Below are 15,685 nucleotides of genomic sequence, written 5' to 3' on the forward strand. Positions count from 1 at the left end.
ATATCCGGCTGCCGCGGTGGCCGGAACGGTCACACGGGAGCATCCACCGCGTCGGAGATCCGCAGCGTCGATCCGTTCCGGCCTTTCAGGACCTGGAGCTGGGCGCCGATCCGCTGCTTCATCTCTGCCACGTGACTGACAAGCCCCACCACGCGGCCGCCGTCCCGGAGGCCCTCAAGGGCGTCCATCACCTGTTCAAGGGACTGCTCATCCAGGCTGCCGAACCCTTCGTCCACGAACAGGGTCTCGATCTCCACTCCACCGGCCTCCTGCTGGACCACGTCCGCCAACCCGAGCGCCAGGGACAGGGAGGCCATGAACGACTCGCCTCCGGACAGCGTGGAGGTGTCCCGGTGGAACCCGGTCCACTGGTCCACTACCTCCAGGCCAAGCCCCGACTTTGCACCGCGTGCAGCCTTGGCATCAGTGTGCTGGAGCAGGTACCGGCCATCGCTCATTGCCACCAGCCGCTCCGAGGCCGCCAGGGCCACCTGCTCCAGGCGGGCGGCCAGGACATAGCTGTTCAGGCTCATCCGGTAGGTGTTCTCGCCCCGGCCTGCTGCGGCATCCGCCAGGCCCGCGAGCATCTGTGCCCGCTCGGCAGGCTGCCGCGCCGATCCTGCCAGATCGCCATACTCGGCCCGGATACCCCGGAGCGAGGCCAGGCACCTGGACGCCATGCCGGCAGCAAGGTCCGCGTCCCTGGCTTCCTGCACGGCGGTGACCGCAGCTTCCCGGAGCGCCGCAAGCCGCGCCGGGTCCACTTCGTAACCGGCCGACTTTTCTTCCAGTGCCAGCACAACATCCCCGGAAACGAACAGTTCCGCCACCCTGGCCTGCTCGTCCTGGGCGGCCCGCACGCTGGCCTGGAGGGCAGTTGCCTCGGCGGCCTCAAGCAGCTGCTCCCGGGCCTCGCCGGCGGTTGCGAAGCCGGCGGCAGGAAGAGCCTGTTCCAGCTGCTCCCGTGCCTCGGCGGCCTGGGCCTCCGCCTGTTCCAGCTGGGCCTGTGCTTCAACCGCCTTATTGAGGACTGCCACCGCGTTTTCCAGCGCGCGCAACCGCTGGGCCAGGCTCCGGTGGCTTCCCCTGAGCCCGGCCAGTGCCTGGTCAAGGGCGGCGGACTGTTCGGTCACATCGGCCAGCGAGGCCACAGTCCGGGCAAGCTCGGCTTCTGCGTCTGTCCTCGATTTTTGTGCTGCTTCAACAGCGGCCCCAAGCTTCTCGAGCCGCAACCGGACAGCGCTGAGTTCCTTGACCGCGGCCTCTGCCTCGGCAGCAGCCAGGCGCGCGCGGACCGCGCCGTTTTCGGCCTCTTCCGCGGCCGTTTCCCCGCCTTGTCCAGCCAGGACGGCCACCAATTGGCTGGCTTCTGCCAGTTCATGGGCAACCACGGCACAGGCGGCCTCCGCCGCCTCGTGGATACGCCGCGCTTCTTCCTCCTCCTGCGCGAGCCCTGGACCACCCGGACCGCCTGCGGCGGGGGCGGGATGATCGGTGCTGCCACAGACGGCACAGTGCTCCCCAGGGACCAGCTTGGCTGCCAGCTCAGCAGCAGCGTTTGCGAGCCGCTCTTCCCTGAGGTCCAGCCAGTGGCGTTTTGCTTCCAGCTGGCTGTCCAGGAACTCGTCATACCGGACTTTGACCTGGTCCCGGACAGCAACGGCCCCGCCATAGCGCCTGACGACGTCGAGCAGCTCCTCCGCGGCCGCGGCTTCCTTCCGCCGCAGGGCCTCGGCACCCGCCCGCTGCTCGAGATCCTGCAGCCCGTCCTGGAGGCGGCGCCGCTCGGCCTGGAGTTCTTCGGAGCGGCTGCCCGCCTGCACGAGGACGGCGGCGAGTTCTTCCTGCTTTTTCACCAGCCCGCCATGGCGCTTCCGGAGGCCCAGCAGCCTGTCCTCGTCCGGCACGCGGGCCTCCACGACGGCAAGGAGCGAACGCAGGCGCCCCAGTTCGGCGGCGCAGCCGGCAGCGGCTCCTGCCCCGTCCGCAGGCGGGACCTCGCCAATTCCCAACTCCAGTTGGGCCAGCTCGGGGTCTTCCCCTGCGGCCATGCTGAGCAGCGTAAAGGCGGACTCCACGGCAGTAGCGGCCCGCCGGACCTTCGCGGCACCTGCATCAACGTTCAGCAGCTGCCCGTGCAGCACCTCCGCCTTCCGGTGCCGGGCCAGCCGGAGGAGCTGTTCCTCCAGCAACTGCGCCCCCTGGTCCACGGCCGCTTTCCGGGCCGCGGCGGAATCGAGTTTGCGGCGCCGCTCCCCGCGCGCTGCTTCCGCTTCCACGGCGTTCCTGCATTCGGTGCTTGCGGCTTCGGCCCGTTCCGCGCGGCCCGTGAGTTCCGCCAGGCGCCCGTTGACCGCGCTTTCAAGCCATTCGAGCCGGGCCACCGCATCATCCGGGGATGGAGCGCCGGCCACGTCCAATCCCAAGGGGGCCGTCTCCGACTCCGCCCGCGCCGCCAGGATTTCGAGCCGGCCGGCGAGGAGGGAGACTTCCTCCTTGGCTGCCTGCGCCTGGCGGGCCAGTTCCTGCTCCACCGATTCGAACCGTTCGGTACCAAAAAGCTTCTGCAGAAGGTCCAGCCGGTCGGTGGCCTTGGAACGGAGGAAAGCGGCGAAGTCGCCCTGGGGCAGCATCACCACCCGGGTGAACTGCTCCCGGTCCATGCCAAGCAGGGCCAGAATCTCCGCGCCGGCCTCATCATTGCGGGCGGACTTTTCCGTCCAGGTTCCGCTGACGCGTTCACGCAGCAGCGTCTTGGCCTGCTGCGTGGTGAAGCCGTTCTTCCCCCGGGCGCTCGGCTTGTCCCAGGCCGGGGACCGCGTCACTTCGAAGCGGCGGCCCTGGGCCGAGAACTCACAGGTGACGGCAGGCTCCTGCGCCGGTTCCGCGTGGTCGCTGCGGAGCCTTTTCCCGTCCTGGCGGGCCCCGGGAACGGAGCCGTACAGGGCGAAGCAGATGGCATCCAGGACGCTGGTCTTTCCTGCCCCTGTTGGGCCGTTGAGCAGGAAGAGGCCATGGGCGCTGAGCCTGTCGAAGTCGATCTCCTCGGTACCGGCAAACGGCCCGAACGCGGAGATCAGGACGCGGTGGATCCTCATCGGGAAGCCTCCAGGAGCCGGACATTCTCTAGCGCAACGGCAACCGCTGCTTTTTCGGCATCGTCGGGAACCCTGCCGAGCACATGTTCCAGGAAGCCGCAGCACACTGCGAGGTCGTCCGGCGCCTCGGCCAGCCTGCTGCTGTAGCTTGAGGCGGCGGCCTGGGTTCCACCCTCCGGATCAAAGCCAAGGACCAAAGTGTCCGGGAACCGGGAACGGAGCCGCTCCATGGCCCGGGCGGGCCGCTGGGCGTCGGTCAGGGTGACCTGGCAGTAGGCGGATTCGGCCCACTGGTGCGCGGGCGATTCCAGCAGCTCCGCCAAGGGCCCGCGCAGCACGGCCAGTGCGCGCGGCGCCGGCCACAGGACTTCCCGCACCGAGGTGACACCCTCGGCGCCGAGGTCCACGAGCCAGCCCCCTTTCTGGTGGGTGGCTTCCGAAAAGGAGTAAGCCAGCGGCGAGCCCGAGTACCTCACATGGGGCGACAGGGTTTGGCGTCCGTGCAGGTGCCCCAGCGCCGTGTAGCTGAAGCCCTCGAAGAGGTCCAGCGGCACGGCGCCGACGCCGCCGATGCTGAGGTCCCGCTCGCTGTCCGAGCTGATCCCCCCGCTGGCGAAGGTGTGGGCGAGGACCACGGAATGCACAGTGGCCGAGGCCGACCGCCGCTTGATGTCCTCGCGGATCATCCCTGTTGCGGCCCGGGTAACCTCAAAGTGGCTGGGGGTGTCCGCACCCAGTTGTTCGGCGACGAGCCGGGGTTCGAGCCACGGAATGCCGTAGATGGCCAGCACTGCCTCGCCACCTTCCCCGGCAGCTGTTTCCCCCAGCGGCAGTAGCAGCGGTTCGTCCAGGGCCTCGATCCTGGTCCGGAGGTGCACTCCCCCGCGTTCCAGGAGCCGGGACGCAAAGCCCAGTCGGATGGCGGAATCATGGTTGCCGCTTGTCAGCACCACCTGTGCGCCGGCCGCGGTAAGGCGCACCAGGGCCTCGTCAAGCAGGCGTACCACGTCCACGCCGGGAAGGGCGCGGTCGTAGACGTCCCCCGCCACCAGGACAACGTCCACGCGGTGCTGCTCTACAGCGCCGACCAGCTGGTCAACGAAGGCGCGCTGGGCGTCCAGCATCCCGACGCCGTGGAAGGACCGGCCCAGGTGCCAGTCCGAAGTGTGTAGTAACCGCATGTTCCTAAGCTATCGGCTGCCACTGACAGCGAAGGCAACCGCCGCGGCCACCGGGATCAGCCCCGCCTTCCTTCGAAGAAGTCCTGGGCTTCGCTGGTCCCCGGCTGGGGTTCGTCCGCGCGCGCATCCGGGCGTCCGCCCGCACTGGCAACGGCGGAATCTGCGGGCGCGGCGCCGTCTGCGTCCTGCTTTCCAAGGGCAGGGCCGGCGGCCGGCCGGCGGCCGCCAGCAGCCGCTCCGAAGCTACGGAACACCAGTCCCGCAAGGGCAGCGCCCACCAGCGGGGCAGCCAGGAAAACCCATAGCTGCGCCGCAGCCCAGTCCGAGCTGAACAGGGCGGACGAGACTGCCCGGGCAGGATTAAACGGCAGGTTGCCCACAGACTGGCCCAGCTGCAGGAGGACCGCAAAGGACAGTCCGACTGCCACGGCTGCGGCGGACCGGCCGCTGCCGTCCCGGGATTCGTCCCTGCCGGAGGTCCCCAGGAAGACTGCAACAACGATTGCGGCTCCGAGCATTTCAAGGAGCAGCACCGCAGCAAGCGGCGCCTGGATGATGGAGTGTTCGCCAAAGCCCGCCGTGACAGTGTCGAAAGCAGTGCGGCTGTCCGCGATCCCCGGCAGGGTGCGCAGGATTCCGAAGAGGGCGAGGGCGCCTGCCAGTCCACCGGCCAGCTGGGCACCGGCATAGGCGGCAGCGGCGCCGGCCCGGATCCGTCCGGCCAGGAGGTGCCCCACGGTGATGGCCGGGTTGAAGTGGCCGCCAGAAACGTGCGAGAAGGCGAGCATCGCGGCGGTCACGGCAAGGCCGGCGGCAAGTGCCGCAGGGAGGGGGCTGGAGTCCGGGATGGTGAACAGCGGAACACCGAGGCCGGCCACCACGATGAACAGCGTGCCGAATGCCTCGGCCCCGAGCCTGGGCAGCAGCCCGGGGCGGGAGGCCTCCGGACTGCGGGTCAGCAAAGCGTCGTGATGGTCAAGGGCGGGCGTACTCATGGTGGACCCTTTGGTAGGCAGAAGATGGCGGTGCGGCCGACGGGCAACCCCTCCATTATTCCAGCTGCTGTGGGCGTTTGCTGTGCGCTCGCGTCGACCCGGACGGCTAGGGCCGGGCACCCGTCCGGATGCCGGCCCCCGCCGCGGTAAATTTGCAGCATGAGCATTGAACCCGGCCTGTCCGCGCCCGCACTGAGATCACGCATCCACGGTTGCCTGCTGGGCGGCGCGTTGGGCGATGCCCTGGGCTACGCCGTCGGGATGGACTCGATGAAGGAGATCAGGCGCCGGTTCGGCGAGCGCGGCCTTACCGGTTTCCGTGAGCTGTCCGGGAGCTCCTTCTCGGACGAGACCCAGTTGACCCTTTACACGGTTGACGGACTGGTGGAGGCGCTTGAGTGGGCAAATTCCGGCGTGGGCGCGGACGTCAATGCCTGCCTGTGGCTCGCTTATCTCCGGTGGCTCGGCACGCAGGGAGAGCCTGCCCCTGCGTCTGCCCCCACTCCCCAGCCGCGGTGGATCGACCGCCAGGCGGTGCTCCACAAGCGCAGGCACCCGGATGAGACCTCCATCTCCGGGCTGGCCACGGGCGAGATGGGCACTGCCTTCCGGCCGGTAAATCCAGGATCGAAAGGCTACGGAACCGTGGTGCGTTCGGCGCCGTTCGGGCTGGTCCCGCATATCACGCCCGACGCCGTCTATAAGCTGAGTGCCGACGCCGCGTCCCTGACGCACGGGCACCCGTCGGCGCGCCAAAGTGCCGGAATCTTCAGTCTGCTGATCCACCGGCTCGTCACGGGCGAAGGGCTCCCCGAGGCGGCTGCCGCGGTGGCCGCCCACTCCCGTACGCTCAACGAGGTGGCGCCGGAACTGCCCGAACGCCTGGAATCCGCCCTCAGGCTCGCGGGCAAGGGCGTCGTCACCCCGGAGGAACTCACGGACGCGCTGGGTGAAGGCCGGACCGCGGAGGAAGCCCTCGCCGTCGCGCTTTACGCGGTGCTTGCCACTGCGCCCGGCACAGGCATGCCGGGCGCGGACAACGAGGGCAGGGACGACGCCGGCGCAGACACGCTGCCCGTCCGGCACTTCCGGGCGGCGCTGGCTTTGGCGGTGAACCACGGCGGGAACAGCGATTCCACCGGTTCACTGGCCGGGAATATCCTGGGGGCCTTCTACGGCGAGGAGTGCCTGCCCGCAGAGTGGCTCGGATCGCTGGAAGCGCCCGAGGCGGTCCGCGGCATGGCCAATCTGTTGGTGGGGGTTACGACCGCCGAAGGCTGATGTTATTGCATGCCTCGCAGACGTCTTCGGGGATCAGTCCACGCCGCTGCAGGAACCCGAAGATCACGCAGCCCAGGCAAAATCCTGCAAAAGCCTCAAGTGACGCCGCCACGACCAGGATGCCCAGCACTGCCCAGGCTGCGGGCGCTGCCCCTGCCACGAACAGGACCAGGGCCGTGGTGGACACTGCGGCCCCCATCCCCTGCGCGAAGCGCTTGGGCGGTCCGGGGACCAGCTTGACCCGTCCCAACCGCGGCGTGATGACCTTCACGGACAAAAGCGCCAGCGGCGAAACCCTCGGTCCGAACAGCACACGCAGCCAGAATCCCGCGGCGATGGCCGCCAGGCCCCACACTGAGCCGCTCACCGCCGTCACAACCGCGAGCAGCACAACCAGGCCCGCGGTCACGCGTGCGGCGTACTCATTGACGGGATTCGGGAAGGCGAACACAGAACTCATGAGCCAAGGGTAGGAGCGGCCGGTCCGGCAACCAAGGTTTGTTGCGCCGGATGAACCTTCGGGACCCTCAGGCCATGGCCGCGGCCGCGAAACCGCCCACCATCTGCAGGAACTCCCCCTCGGAGAGCACCTCGATGGCCTGCCCCCGCTCATGGAGCTCCAGGACCCGGCGGGCCTTGCCCGTCAGCCTGCCGGACCGAAGGTCCGAGGCGACAAAACCGTCGCCCACCACCAGGACCGTGGTGCGGCCGGTCACCCGGCTTTCGGGCCGGGCACCGACGTCGGCAGAGCGCCTTTTCGCCTCCGGGCGCCCCATGGACAGCTGCCCGGTGAAGACGACGGTCTGCCCGTACAGGGGATGGCCGGGCTCGGCGTCGGGGTTGGGCAGCGGGTTGGCGCCCTCCTCCGGCCAGCCCGCCTGGAAGGACTGGAGCGGCGCAGCCGTGCTGCCGGACCCAGCCGAGAGGGCGGCCAGGCTCTGCTTGGAGAGCGCATCCTTCGCCGGGTGGAAAGCCTGCTGCCGGGGCATCACCAGCCCCAGGGAAAGGTAGAGCTCGGCAATGCTGTTGGCCTGGTTCCTGCGGGCGATGTCGATCAGGATCCCCGCGCACGCCCGCGCGTCCTCGGCGGCGTCGTGATGGTTCACCAGGGGAACGCCGGCTTCCTCGGCGGCGAACGGCAGGGAGTTGGACACCAGGGAATAGCACCGCCGGGAGAGCATCACGGTGCAGACATAGTCGTAAGCCGGCCCCGGCAGGCCCGAGACCTCCAGGCCGGAACGGATCACGCCGAGGTCGAAGGCGGCATTGTGCGCCGCGAGGATGTCGTCGCCGATGAAGGCCCCGATTTCAGGGAAGAGGTCCCCGAAACGGGGTTTGCCGGCCACGTCCTCGGCCCGGATACCGTGGATCCGGACGTTGTGGTAGTCAAAGTGGTCGTGGTCCTGCGGCGGCCGCATGAGCCACGAAGCTTCCTCGACGATCCGCCCGCCCCTGACCTTGGTCAGGCCGACTGCGCAGGGCGAGCCCCGAAAGCCGTTTGCAGTCTCGAAGTCGATCGCCGTAAAGTCCAAACCCACGGCACCCACCTTACCGTCGGAAACCGTCCAAACCCGTCAAGTACCCTTGAGGGGTGAACTTTCCTGTGATGAACCACCTCGCCGTGTCCATGCTGGGCGGGGCAGGACCGGTCCAGCCCCAGCTGGCCTCCTTCCTGCCCGACTGGCTGAACCCCCAGGTCTTCCTGGCCGATCCCGCCCTGGCACCCTGGGTGGTCCTGCTGGTCTGCGGGATCGTCTTCGCGGAAACCGGCCTGCTGGTTGGCTTCTTCCTGCCGGGTGATTCCATGCTGTTCACCGCCGGACTGCTGGTGGCCACGGACACCATCAAGTTCAATGTGCTGCTGTTTGCGCTGCTGATCGTCATCTCGGCCATCGTGGGAAACCAGACCGGCTACTTCATCGGTTCAAAGGCCGGCCCCGCCATCTTCAACAAGCCAAACTCACGCCTCTTCAAGCGCGAGAACGTGGAAAACGCGCACGCGTTCTTCGAAAAGCACGGCGGCAAGGCGCTGATCCTGGCCCGCTTCGTCCCCATCATCAGGACTTTCGTTCCCGTCATCGTGGGCGTGGCCCAGATGAGCAAGAAGAAGTTCTTCCTTTTCAACGTCATCGGTGCAGTGCTGTGGGGCGGCGGCGTGACGCTCCTGGGCTACCTGCTCGGTGACCGCGTGCCGTGGGTCCGCGAGAACCTGGACATCATCTTCATCGCCATCGTCCTGGTTTCGGTCCTCCCCATCGGCGTGGAGGTCCTCCGCGGGATCTCCGCCAAGCGGCAGGCGAAGGCCTACGGCACCGATCCGGTGGACGAGTTCATCGAAGAGCACGCCCCCGAGGACGAGCAGAAGACGCCGCGCCTGCCTTAGGAAGTCGCCAGGGATCCGACGCAACAAGGTGTGCCCCCGTTCCGCCGGGGGCACACCTTTTTTGTTTGTCCAGCCAGCCGGCCACCGGCAGGCGTCAGGCCTTTGGCGCCCGAAGGGCCTCAACGATGGCAGGGAGCAGGGCGCGGAACGCCTTGCCCCGGTGGCTGATGGCGTTCTTCTCCTCGGCGGACAGCTCGGCACAGCTGCGGTCCTCCCCCGCGGGCTGGAGCACCGGATCGTAGCCGAAGCCGCCGTTCCCCCGCGGCTCGCGCAGCAGGATCCCCTCGAGTTGCCCGTATTCCACTACCTCGCGTCCGGGGGCGCCATCCATGTCCGGGACAGCGAGGGCCGCCGCGCAGACGAATGCGGCGCCCCGATGGTGGTCCGGAACGTCCGAGAGCTGGCTGAGCAGAAGCCGGAGGTTGGCGTCGTCGTCGCCGTGGCTGCCGGCCCACCGGGCTGAGAAAATCCCCGGCGCCCCACCCATGACGTCCACGGCAAGGCCGGAGTCGTCCGCGATGGCCACCAGGCCGGTGGCCTCGGCAACGGCCCGCGCCTTGAGCAGGGAATTCTCGGCGAACGTCACGCCTGTTTCGACGACGTCCGGGGCACCTGCAGCCGCCGCGTCCACCACCTGGGTGTCGACGTCGAGCCCGGGCACCTGTCCGCGCAGCAGTTCGCGCAGCTCCCGGAGCTTGCCCTTGTTGTGCGTGGCAAGGACCAGGCGGGGGGCTATGCCTTGCCACGGAGCGGGGGCCGTACTCACAGCGTGTCCGCCAAGGTTTCCCGCTGGATGGCCGCGAGCTGCGTAGTGCCCAGCAGGGCAAGGTCCAGAAGCTGGTCCAGTTCTGCCCTGTCAAAGGGTGCGCCCTCAGCCGTGCCCTGCACCTCCACGAATTTGCCGGAGCCGGTGACCACCACGTTCATGTCCGTTTCAGCCCGGACGTCCTCCACGTACGGCAGGTCCAGCATGGGAACGCCGTCGATGATGCCCACGGACACCGCGGCGATGGTGTCGATGAGGGGCTGGGCGTTCTTTGCGATCAGCTTGTTGTCCCGGGCGAACCGGATGGAATCAGCGAGGGCAACGTAGGCGCCGGTGATGGCTGCCGTGCGGGTCCCGCCGTCGGCCTGGAGGACGTCGCAGTCCAGCACGATGGTGTTCTCGCCCAGGGCCCTCGTGTCGATGATCGAGCGGAGCGAACGGCCGATCAGCCGCGAGATCTCGTGCGTGCGGCCGCCGATCTTCCCCTTGACGGATTCGCGGTCGGAGCGGGTGTTGGTTGCCCTCGGCAGCATGGCGTACTCGGCGGTGACCCAGCCGCGGCCTTCCCCCTTGAGCCAGCGCGGGACCCCCGCGGTCAGGGAGGCGGTGCACAGGACCCGGGTGTTGCCGAACTCGATCAGGGCCGATCCTTCGGCCTGGGAAGACCATCCGCGGGTGATGCTGATGGGCCGGAGCTGGTCGGGAGCGCGGCCGTCGGCACGCACGATGGGCACTGCAGTTGCTTCAGAAGTCATGCCTTTAGCTTATCCACTGCAGGTGCTGCCGACGCCTGGCCCTGTTTCGGAGGCCTAGATGGTGTAGTGGACCCCGGCAACCGCCACCGCAACGTCGCCGCCGAACACCGGCCGGGCCTCCGCCATCACGGTGGTCTGGGACGTCCATACCGGAATGTGCGTCAGCAGGAGCCGGCGCGCCCCCGCGGCCGCGGCGGCCTCCCCCGCACGCTTGCCAGTGAGGTGGACGTCCTTGATGCCGTCGTCGCGGCCTTCCTCGAATGCAGCTTCGCACAGGAAAAGGTCGGCGTCCTTCGCGGCTTCCTCAAGCCCGGCGCAGGAATCGGTATCACCGGAGTACGTCAGGGTCCGCGAGACGGTACCGCCCTCCTTGTCCGGTTCCACCACTTCCACCCGCAGGGCGTAGGCCTCCTCCACGGGGTGGTTCACTGCAAAGGGGGTAACAGTGAAGGGGCCCACGGTGACCGGCTGGCGCTCGGCCCAGTTGGTGAAGTCGAATTCCTCATGCATGCCCGGGTCCAGCGGCAGCCCGTAGGCGGTGGCCATCCGGTCTGCAGTGGCGGCCGGTCCCCAGACCGGAATCCGTCCCCGGCCCCAGCCGCCGGGCTTCCAGCGGACGGCCACGTGCAGGCCGCAGAGGTCCATGCAGTGGTCGGGGTGCAGATGGGTCAGGAAGATCGCGTCGATGTCCTCGAGGTCCGTGTACCGCTGGATGGCCCCCAGTGCGCCGCTGCCCAGGTCCATGACCACTTTCCAGGTCCGCTCGCCGTCGTTCGCGGTCAGGAGGTAGCAGGATGCAGGCGATCCGGGACCGGGAAACGAGCCGGTACAGCCGACGATGGTGAGCTTCACTGGCCCGGCCCCCCGGTGGCTGACGTGCCAACAAAGTTGGAGATCCGCGGACGGGCGGCGGCGTTCCGGGCGGCAGCGATCATCTCGGGGGTGATCCGGGCCAGGCTGCCGGTGGGGTACTGCGCGGACACATGGTCCACGTGCCGGACGGAGAGCACTTCCGGGCCAAGGAACCGCCTGGCCAGGGCCTCGAACTGGCCGGCGTCTCCGGTTGCCACAAAATGGTGTTCCGGGGGTGCGGCATCCGTGCGCTGGAGACCGTGCGTGGCAAGGGCGCGGTAGACGTCCTTGGCGGTCTCCTCGGCGCTGGATACGAGGGTCACGTCCGCTCCCATGACGTAGGAGATGACCCCGGTGAGCAGCGGGTAGTGCGTGCAGCCCAGGACCACCGTGTCCACGCCCGCCGCCTTGAGGGGAGCAAGATACTCCTCGGCAACAGCAAGCAGGGCCGGCCCGGTGGTGATGCCTGCCTCCACGTAGCTGACGAATTCAGGGCATGCCACCGAAGTGATCGCCAGGTCGGGAGCCGCGGCAAACGTGTCCTCGTAGGCCCGCGACCCCACCGTGGCGGAGGTACCGATCACGCCCACCCGTCCGCTGCGGGTTGCAGCCACGGCACGCCGCACCGCCGGCTGGATGACCTCGATGACGGGAATGCCGTACTTGGCCGTGTAGCGCTCGCGGGCGTCCCGCAGGACAGCGGCCGACGCCGAGTTGCAGGCAATGGTGAGCAGCTTGACCCCGGAGTCCACCAGTTCGTCCATCACGCCGAGGGCGTTTGCCCGCACCTCCGCGATGGGCAGGGGGCCATAGGGTCCGTGCGCCGTGTCCCCCACATAGAGGATGGACTCGTTGGGCAGCTGGTCGATGATGGACCGTGCCACCGTCAGGCCGCCCACGCCGGAATCAAAGACACCGATGGGCCGCGACTCCACGGCGGCGGCAGGGAAGTCGCTGGCGTCGGACCCGGCGGCAGCGCCTGCCGGCGGATCCATGCTCGAGGCTCTACTCATGATTATTCGAGGATAGGGCTTCCCTGCAGCCCCAGCCATGAACTTGTGGCCAGCAGCTCATGTCTGGTGTGTCACAGCACGGGGACGGAGAACGGCCTGCGCCGCTCATCGGCGGGCGTCCAGGGACTGCAGCATGGCCTGGACCAGTGACTCCTGGAGCCAGGTGGCAAAGTTGTAAACCAGCGCCAGGTAGCTTTCCACGTCCTCGGCCTGGGACCAGTCCTGCATGAGGTGGACGTGTTCGGCATCCTCCTCATCCTGGATGTCCAGCCGCTCAGCCAGGACAAGCCGGACATCGTTCAGCGCCATGGACCAGTGCTTCGCCCCTTCGGGCGTCAGCACGATCTCGTCCTTGTCCAGGTCCAGGGCGGCCGCCTGCAGGGCGCCGATCTTCGTCTCCCGCAGCGACCGTTCGGTGAGCTGGCGGAACTCAAGGGACGCACCGGCGTCGTCCTTCATGACATTGGGAAGGAGCCGCTTGACGGCGCGGTCCGACGGCTCGGCGACGTCCATGTCCAGTCCGATCAGTGCTGCCAGCGGATCCTGACCGGCCCGTTCCTCCGGCTGGAGCATGGAAATGACGTCACTGATGAGGCTGCGCAGCAGGTCCCGCTCCGCCGGTTCCAGGTAGCCGGCAATGCCCTTGAGTCCGTATTTGAATGCCTTAGCCACGTTTCCCCTTGCCCTGGCCCGGTCCGCCGGATTTCCGGGAGGGGCCGCCGTTCCCGCCGCTGGCCTTCTCCACTGTTGCCCACAGGCCAAAGCCGTGCATCGCCACCGCGTGACGCTCCACCTGTTCCTTGCTGCCGGAGGCAACAATGGAGCGGCCCTTTTTGTGGACCTCCATCATGAGCTTGTTCGCCTTGCTCTCCGAGTAGCCGAAGTAGCTCTGGAAAACGTAGCTCACGTAGCTCATGAGGTTGACGGGATCGTTCCAGATCACCAGGTTCCAGGGGATGTCCGGTGCGGTCAGGGAATCGGTGGATTCCGCTGTTCCGGTCCGGGTGCCCACCTGTGTATCAGGGCCGGGCGCAACGCTAATGGTCATCTGTCCATTCTATGGGGAGGACGGCCCCTCGCCGGCGAGGGGCCCGCGGCGAAACGAAGCGAGACGTGGGAGCCGGTGGGTGGGCCCACGCCGGCGAGGGGCCCGCGGCGAAACGAAGCGAGACGTGGGAGCCGGTGTGTGGGCCCACGCCGGCGAGGGGCCCGCGGCGAAACGAAGCGAGACGTGGGAGCCGGTGGGTGGGCCCACGCCGGCGAGGGGCCCGCGGCGAAGCGAAGCGAGACGTGGGAGCCGGTGGGTGGGCCCACGCCGGCGAGGGGCCCGCGGCGAAGCGAAGCGAGACGTGGGAGCCGGTGGGGACTAGAGTGATTTTCGTGAGTACCTCCACCGGCTGGGACCATCCCCGCACGTCCTTTTACACCGACCACTACGAGCTGACCATGCTGCAGGCGTCGCTCCATTCGGGGGCCGCGCACCGCAAGTCGGTGTTCGAGGCGTTCGCCCGCCGCCTGCCGGACGGCAGGCGCTACGGGATCGTGGCGGGCACCGGACGGCTGCTGGAGGGCATCGCCAACTTCCGCTTCGGGGACGCCGAGCTGGACTTCCTGGAGCGCACCAAGGTGGTCAATGCGCAGACCCTTGAATACCTGGCCTCCTACCGTTTTTCCGGGGATATCTGGGGCTATCCCGAGGGTGAAGCGTACTTTCCCAACTCCCCCATCCTGATCGTCGAAGCCACCTTCGCCGAAGCCTGCATGCTGGAGACCTACCTGCTGTCCGTGCTTAACCACGACAGCGCCATCGCCTCTGCCGCGTCCCGCATGGTCAGTGCCGCCGGAGGCCGCCCCTGCATCGAGATGGGCTCCCGGCGCACCCACGAGGAAGCGGCCACCGCCTCCGCCAGGGCGGCCATCATTGCCGGGTTCGACAGCACCTCCAACCTTGAGGCCGGCATCCGCTACGGGATCAGGACGGTGGGCACCGCCGCCCACTCCTTCACCCTCCTGCACGACACCGAACGCGACGCGTTCGAGGCACAGATTGCGTCCCTCGGGCACCATACGTCCCTGCTGGTGGACACGTACGACGTCGAAGCGGCCGTCCGCACGGCAGTGGACCTTGCGGGTCCCCACCTGGGAGCGGTCCGGCTGGATTCCGGAGACCTGGTTGCACAGGCCCAGTGGGTGCGCCGCCTCCTGGACGACCTCGGCAACGAGAACACCAAGATCGTGGTCACGTCCGACCTCGACGAGTACGCCATTGCTGCCCTGCAGTCCGCCCCGGTCGATTCCTACGGCGTGGGCACCTCCCTGGTCACCGGCTCGGGCGCACCCACCGCCAGCATGGTCTACAAACTGGTCAGCCGCACGGACGATGACGGAAACTTCGTCTCCGTCGCCAAGGCGGCCAAGAACAAGGCCAGCGTAGGCGGCCGGAAATACGCGCTGCGCAAGCTGGATGAACGCGGCATCGCCACTGCCGAAGTGGTGGGCGTGGGGCACCGGCCCGAGGATGACGGCAATGACCGCCCGCTGCTCCAGCAGTTCATGAAGAACGGGGAGGTGCTGCCGGGCTGGACCGGCCATGAAGGCGTGCTCCGCGCGCGCCAGCGCCATGCGGATTCCATGGCGGAACTCCCCCCTGTGGTCAACCGCCTGCAGCGCGGTGAAGCCGCCATCCCTACTCTCTATGAAGAAAACTGAGGAGGACTGATGTCCCGCGCACTGATCATCGTCGACGTCCAGAACGATTTCTGTGAGGGCGGTTCGCTCGCCGTTTCCGGCGGTGCGGACGTTGCCGGCGCCATCAGCGAATATGTGGACGCCCACCACGGCGAGTTCGACCACATTGTGGCCACCCAGGACTGGCACATCGACCCCGGCGCCCACTTCTCCGACACGCCGGACTTCAAGGACAGCTGGCCGCCGCACTGCGTGGCCGGGACCCGGGGCGCCGAACTCCATCCGGACCTCGACACCGAATACATCCAGGCGTACTTCCAGAAAGGCCAGTTCGCCGCGGCCTACTCCGGCTTCGAGGGCCTCCTGGCCCCTGAAGACGCAGTGCCTACGGGAGAACGCCAGCCGGGAGCCCTGCCAGGACCGGCCGGCGAGGAAAAGTTTGCCCCGGACGAGGACGCGATCGGGCTGGATGACTGGCTGCAAAGCCACGACGTCGAAGACGTTGTGGTGGTGGGAATCGCCACCGACTACTGCGTCATGGCCACGGCCCTGGACGCCGTCCAGGCGGGCTACTCCGTCACCGTGCTCCGGTCCCTGACTGCGGGGATCGCGGAGGACCTGGAGGACGCAGTGGCCGAAATGGAACTCGGCGGGGTAGAAGTCGCCTGATTCC

15 protein-coding genes are annotated in these 15,685 nt (G+C 68.1%); 4 read left to right on the top strand and 11 right to left on the bottom strand.

The window, feature by feature from the left end:
- Positions 1–29: 29 nt before the first annotated feature.
- Genes C3B78_RS12395 through C3B78_RS12405 form a run of 3 tightly spaced genes read right to left on the bottom strand, consistent with a single transcriptional unit; the run spans position 30 to position 5,274 of the window.
- On the bottom strand, positions 30–3,098 hold the full coding sequence (locus tag C3B78_RS12395; RefSeq protein WP_104998341.1) for an AAA family ATPase: 3,069 nt from the start codon (positions 3,096–3,098) through the stop codon (positions 30–32).
- Complete coding sequence (locus C3B78_RS12400) at positions 3,095–4,279, bottom strand: exonuclease SbcCD subunit D (RefSeq protein ID WP_104998342.1); 1,185 nt, start codon at positions 4,277–4,279, stop codon at positions 3,095–3,097. The genes C3B78_RS12395 and C3B78_RS12400 overlap by 4 nt, the downstream gene beginning before the upstream one ends.
- A gap of 56 nt (positions 4,280–4,335) precedes the next feature.
- A complete protein-coding gene (locus C3B78_RS12405; RefSeq protein ID WP_104998343.1) occupies positions 4,336–5,274 on the bottom strand; it encodes an aquaporin in 939 nt (312 codons plus the stop codon).
- A gap of 159 nt (positions 5,275–5,433) precedes the next feature.
- Between C3B78_RS12405 and C3B78_RS12410 the strand changes: the two genes are divergently transcribed.
- On the top strand, positions 5,434–6,555 hold the full coding sequence (locus C3B78_RS12410; protein ID WP_104998344.1) for an ADP-ribosylglycohydrolase family protein: 1,122 nt from the start codon (positions 5,434–5,436) through the stop codon (positions 6,553–6,555).
- Here C3B78_RS12410 and C3B78_RS12415 read toward each other — a convergent pair.
- Both C3B78_RS12415 and C3B78_RS12420 read right to left on the bottom strand, forming a co-directional pair.
- Positions 6,536–7,015, bottom strand: coding sequence for a DUF4395 domain-containing protein (locus C3B78_RS12415; RefSeq protein ID WP_104998345.1), 480 nt, complete (start codon positions 7,013–7,015; stop codon positions 6,536–6,538). The genes C3B78_RS12410 and C3B78_RS12415 overlap by 20 nt on opposite strands.
- Before the next feature lie 67 nt (positions 7,016–7,082).
- The gene (locus C3B78_RS12420; protein WP_104999766.1) at positions 7,083–8,093 is read right to left on the bottom strand and encodes an exonuclease domain-containing protein; all 1,011 of its coding nucleotides are present in this window, start codon (positions 8,091–8,093) and stop codon (positions 7,083–7,085) included.
- 68 nt (positions 8,094–8,161) lie between these two features.
- On the opposite strand from C3B78_RS12420, the gene C3B78_RS12425 reads away from it, so the two are divergent.
- Positions 8,162–8,938, top strand: a complete 777-nt coding sequence (locus tag C3B78_RS12425) for a VTT domain-containing protein (RefSeq protein ID WP_104999767.1) — start codon at positions 8,162–8,164, stop codon at positions 8,936–8,938.
- Positions 8,939–9,032: 94 nt separating this feature from the next.
- Here the strand turns inward: C3B78_RS12425 and rdgB are convergent, their stop codons facing one another.
- The 6 genes from rdgB to clpS all read right to left on the bottom strand — a co-directional run bounded on the left by rdgB (position 9,033) and on the right by clpS (position 13,372).
- Positions 9,033–9,704 carry an RdgB/HAM1 family non-canonical purine NTP pyrophosphatase gene (rdgB, locus tag C3B78_RS12430; RefSeq protein ID WP_234005384.1) on the bottom strand — a complete coding sequence of 224 codons (672 nt, stop codon included), beginning with the start codon at positions 9,702–9,704 and terminating at the stop codon, positions 9,033–9,035.
- Positions 9,701–10,459: a ribonuclease PH gene (rph, locus tag C3B78_RS12435; protein ID WP_104998346.1), complete on the bottom strand. Its 759-nt coding sequence runs from the start codon at positions 10,457–10,459 to the stop codon at positions 9,701–9,703. Before rph ends, rdgB begins: the two co-directional genes overlap by 4 nt.
- Positions 10,460–10,513: 54 nt before the next feature.
- Positions 10,514–11,311, bottom strand: coding sequence for an MBL fold metallo-hydrolase (locus tag C3B78_RS12440; protein WP_104998347.1), 798 nt, complete (start codon positions 11,309–11,311; stop codon positions 10,514–10,516).
- Entirely contained in the window at positions 11,308–12,306 is a 999-nt protein-coding gene (murI, locus tag C3B78_RS12445) for a glutamate racemase (protein ID WP_104998348.1), read from the bottom strand. The genes C3B78_RS12440 and murI overlap by 4 nt, the downstream gene beginning before the upstream one ends.
- A 123-nt stretch (positions 12,307–12,429) precedes the next feature.
- Positions 12,430–12,996, bottom strand: a complete 567-nt coding sequence (locus tag C3B78_RS12450) for a DUF2017 domain-containing protein (protein ID WP_104998349.1) — start codon at positions 12,994–12,996, stop codon at positions 12,430–12,432.
- The gene (gene clpS / locus C3B78_RS12455; protein WP_104998350.1) at positions 12,989–13,372 is read right to left on the bottom strand and encodes an ATP-dependent Clp protease adapter ClpS; all 384 of its coding nucleotides are present in this window, start codon (positions 13,370–13,372) and stop codon (positions 12,989–12,991) included. The genes C3B78_RS12450 and clpS overlap by 8 nt, the downstream gene beginning before the upstream one ends.
- 332 nt (positions 13,373–13,704) lie before the next feature.
- On the opposite strand from clpS, the gene C3B78_RS12460 reads away from it, so the two are divergent.
- Together C3B78_RS12460 and C3B78_RS12465 are read left to right on the top strand one after the other, a co-directional pair.
- Positions 13,705–15,033 carry a nicotinate phosphoribosyltransferase gene (locus tag C3B78_RS12460; protein WP_104999769.1) on the top strand — a complete coding sequence of 443 codons (1,329 nt, stop codon included), beginning with the start codon at positions 13,705–13,707 and terminating at the stop codon, positions 15,031–15,033.
- A gap of 9 nt (positions 15,034–15,042) precedes the next feature.
- Positions 15,043–15,681 (top strand): isochorismatase family protein, encoded by a 639-nt coding sequence (locus tag C3B78_RS12465; protein WP_104998351.1) that lies wholly within the window; start codon positions 15,043–15,045, stop codon positions 15,679–15,681.
- Positions 15,682–15,685: the final 4 nt, after the last annotated feature.

Origin of the sequence: Arthrobacter sp. PGP41, assembly GCF_002953935.1 — a bacterium.
Lineage (GTDB): Bacteria > Actinomycetota > Actinomycetes > Actinomycetales > Micrococcaceae > Arthrobacter.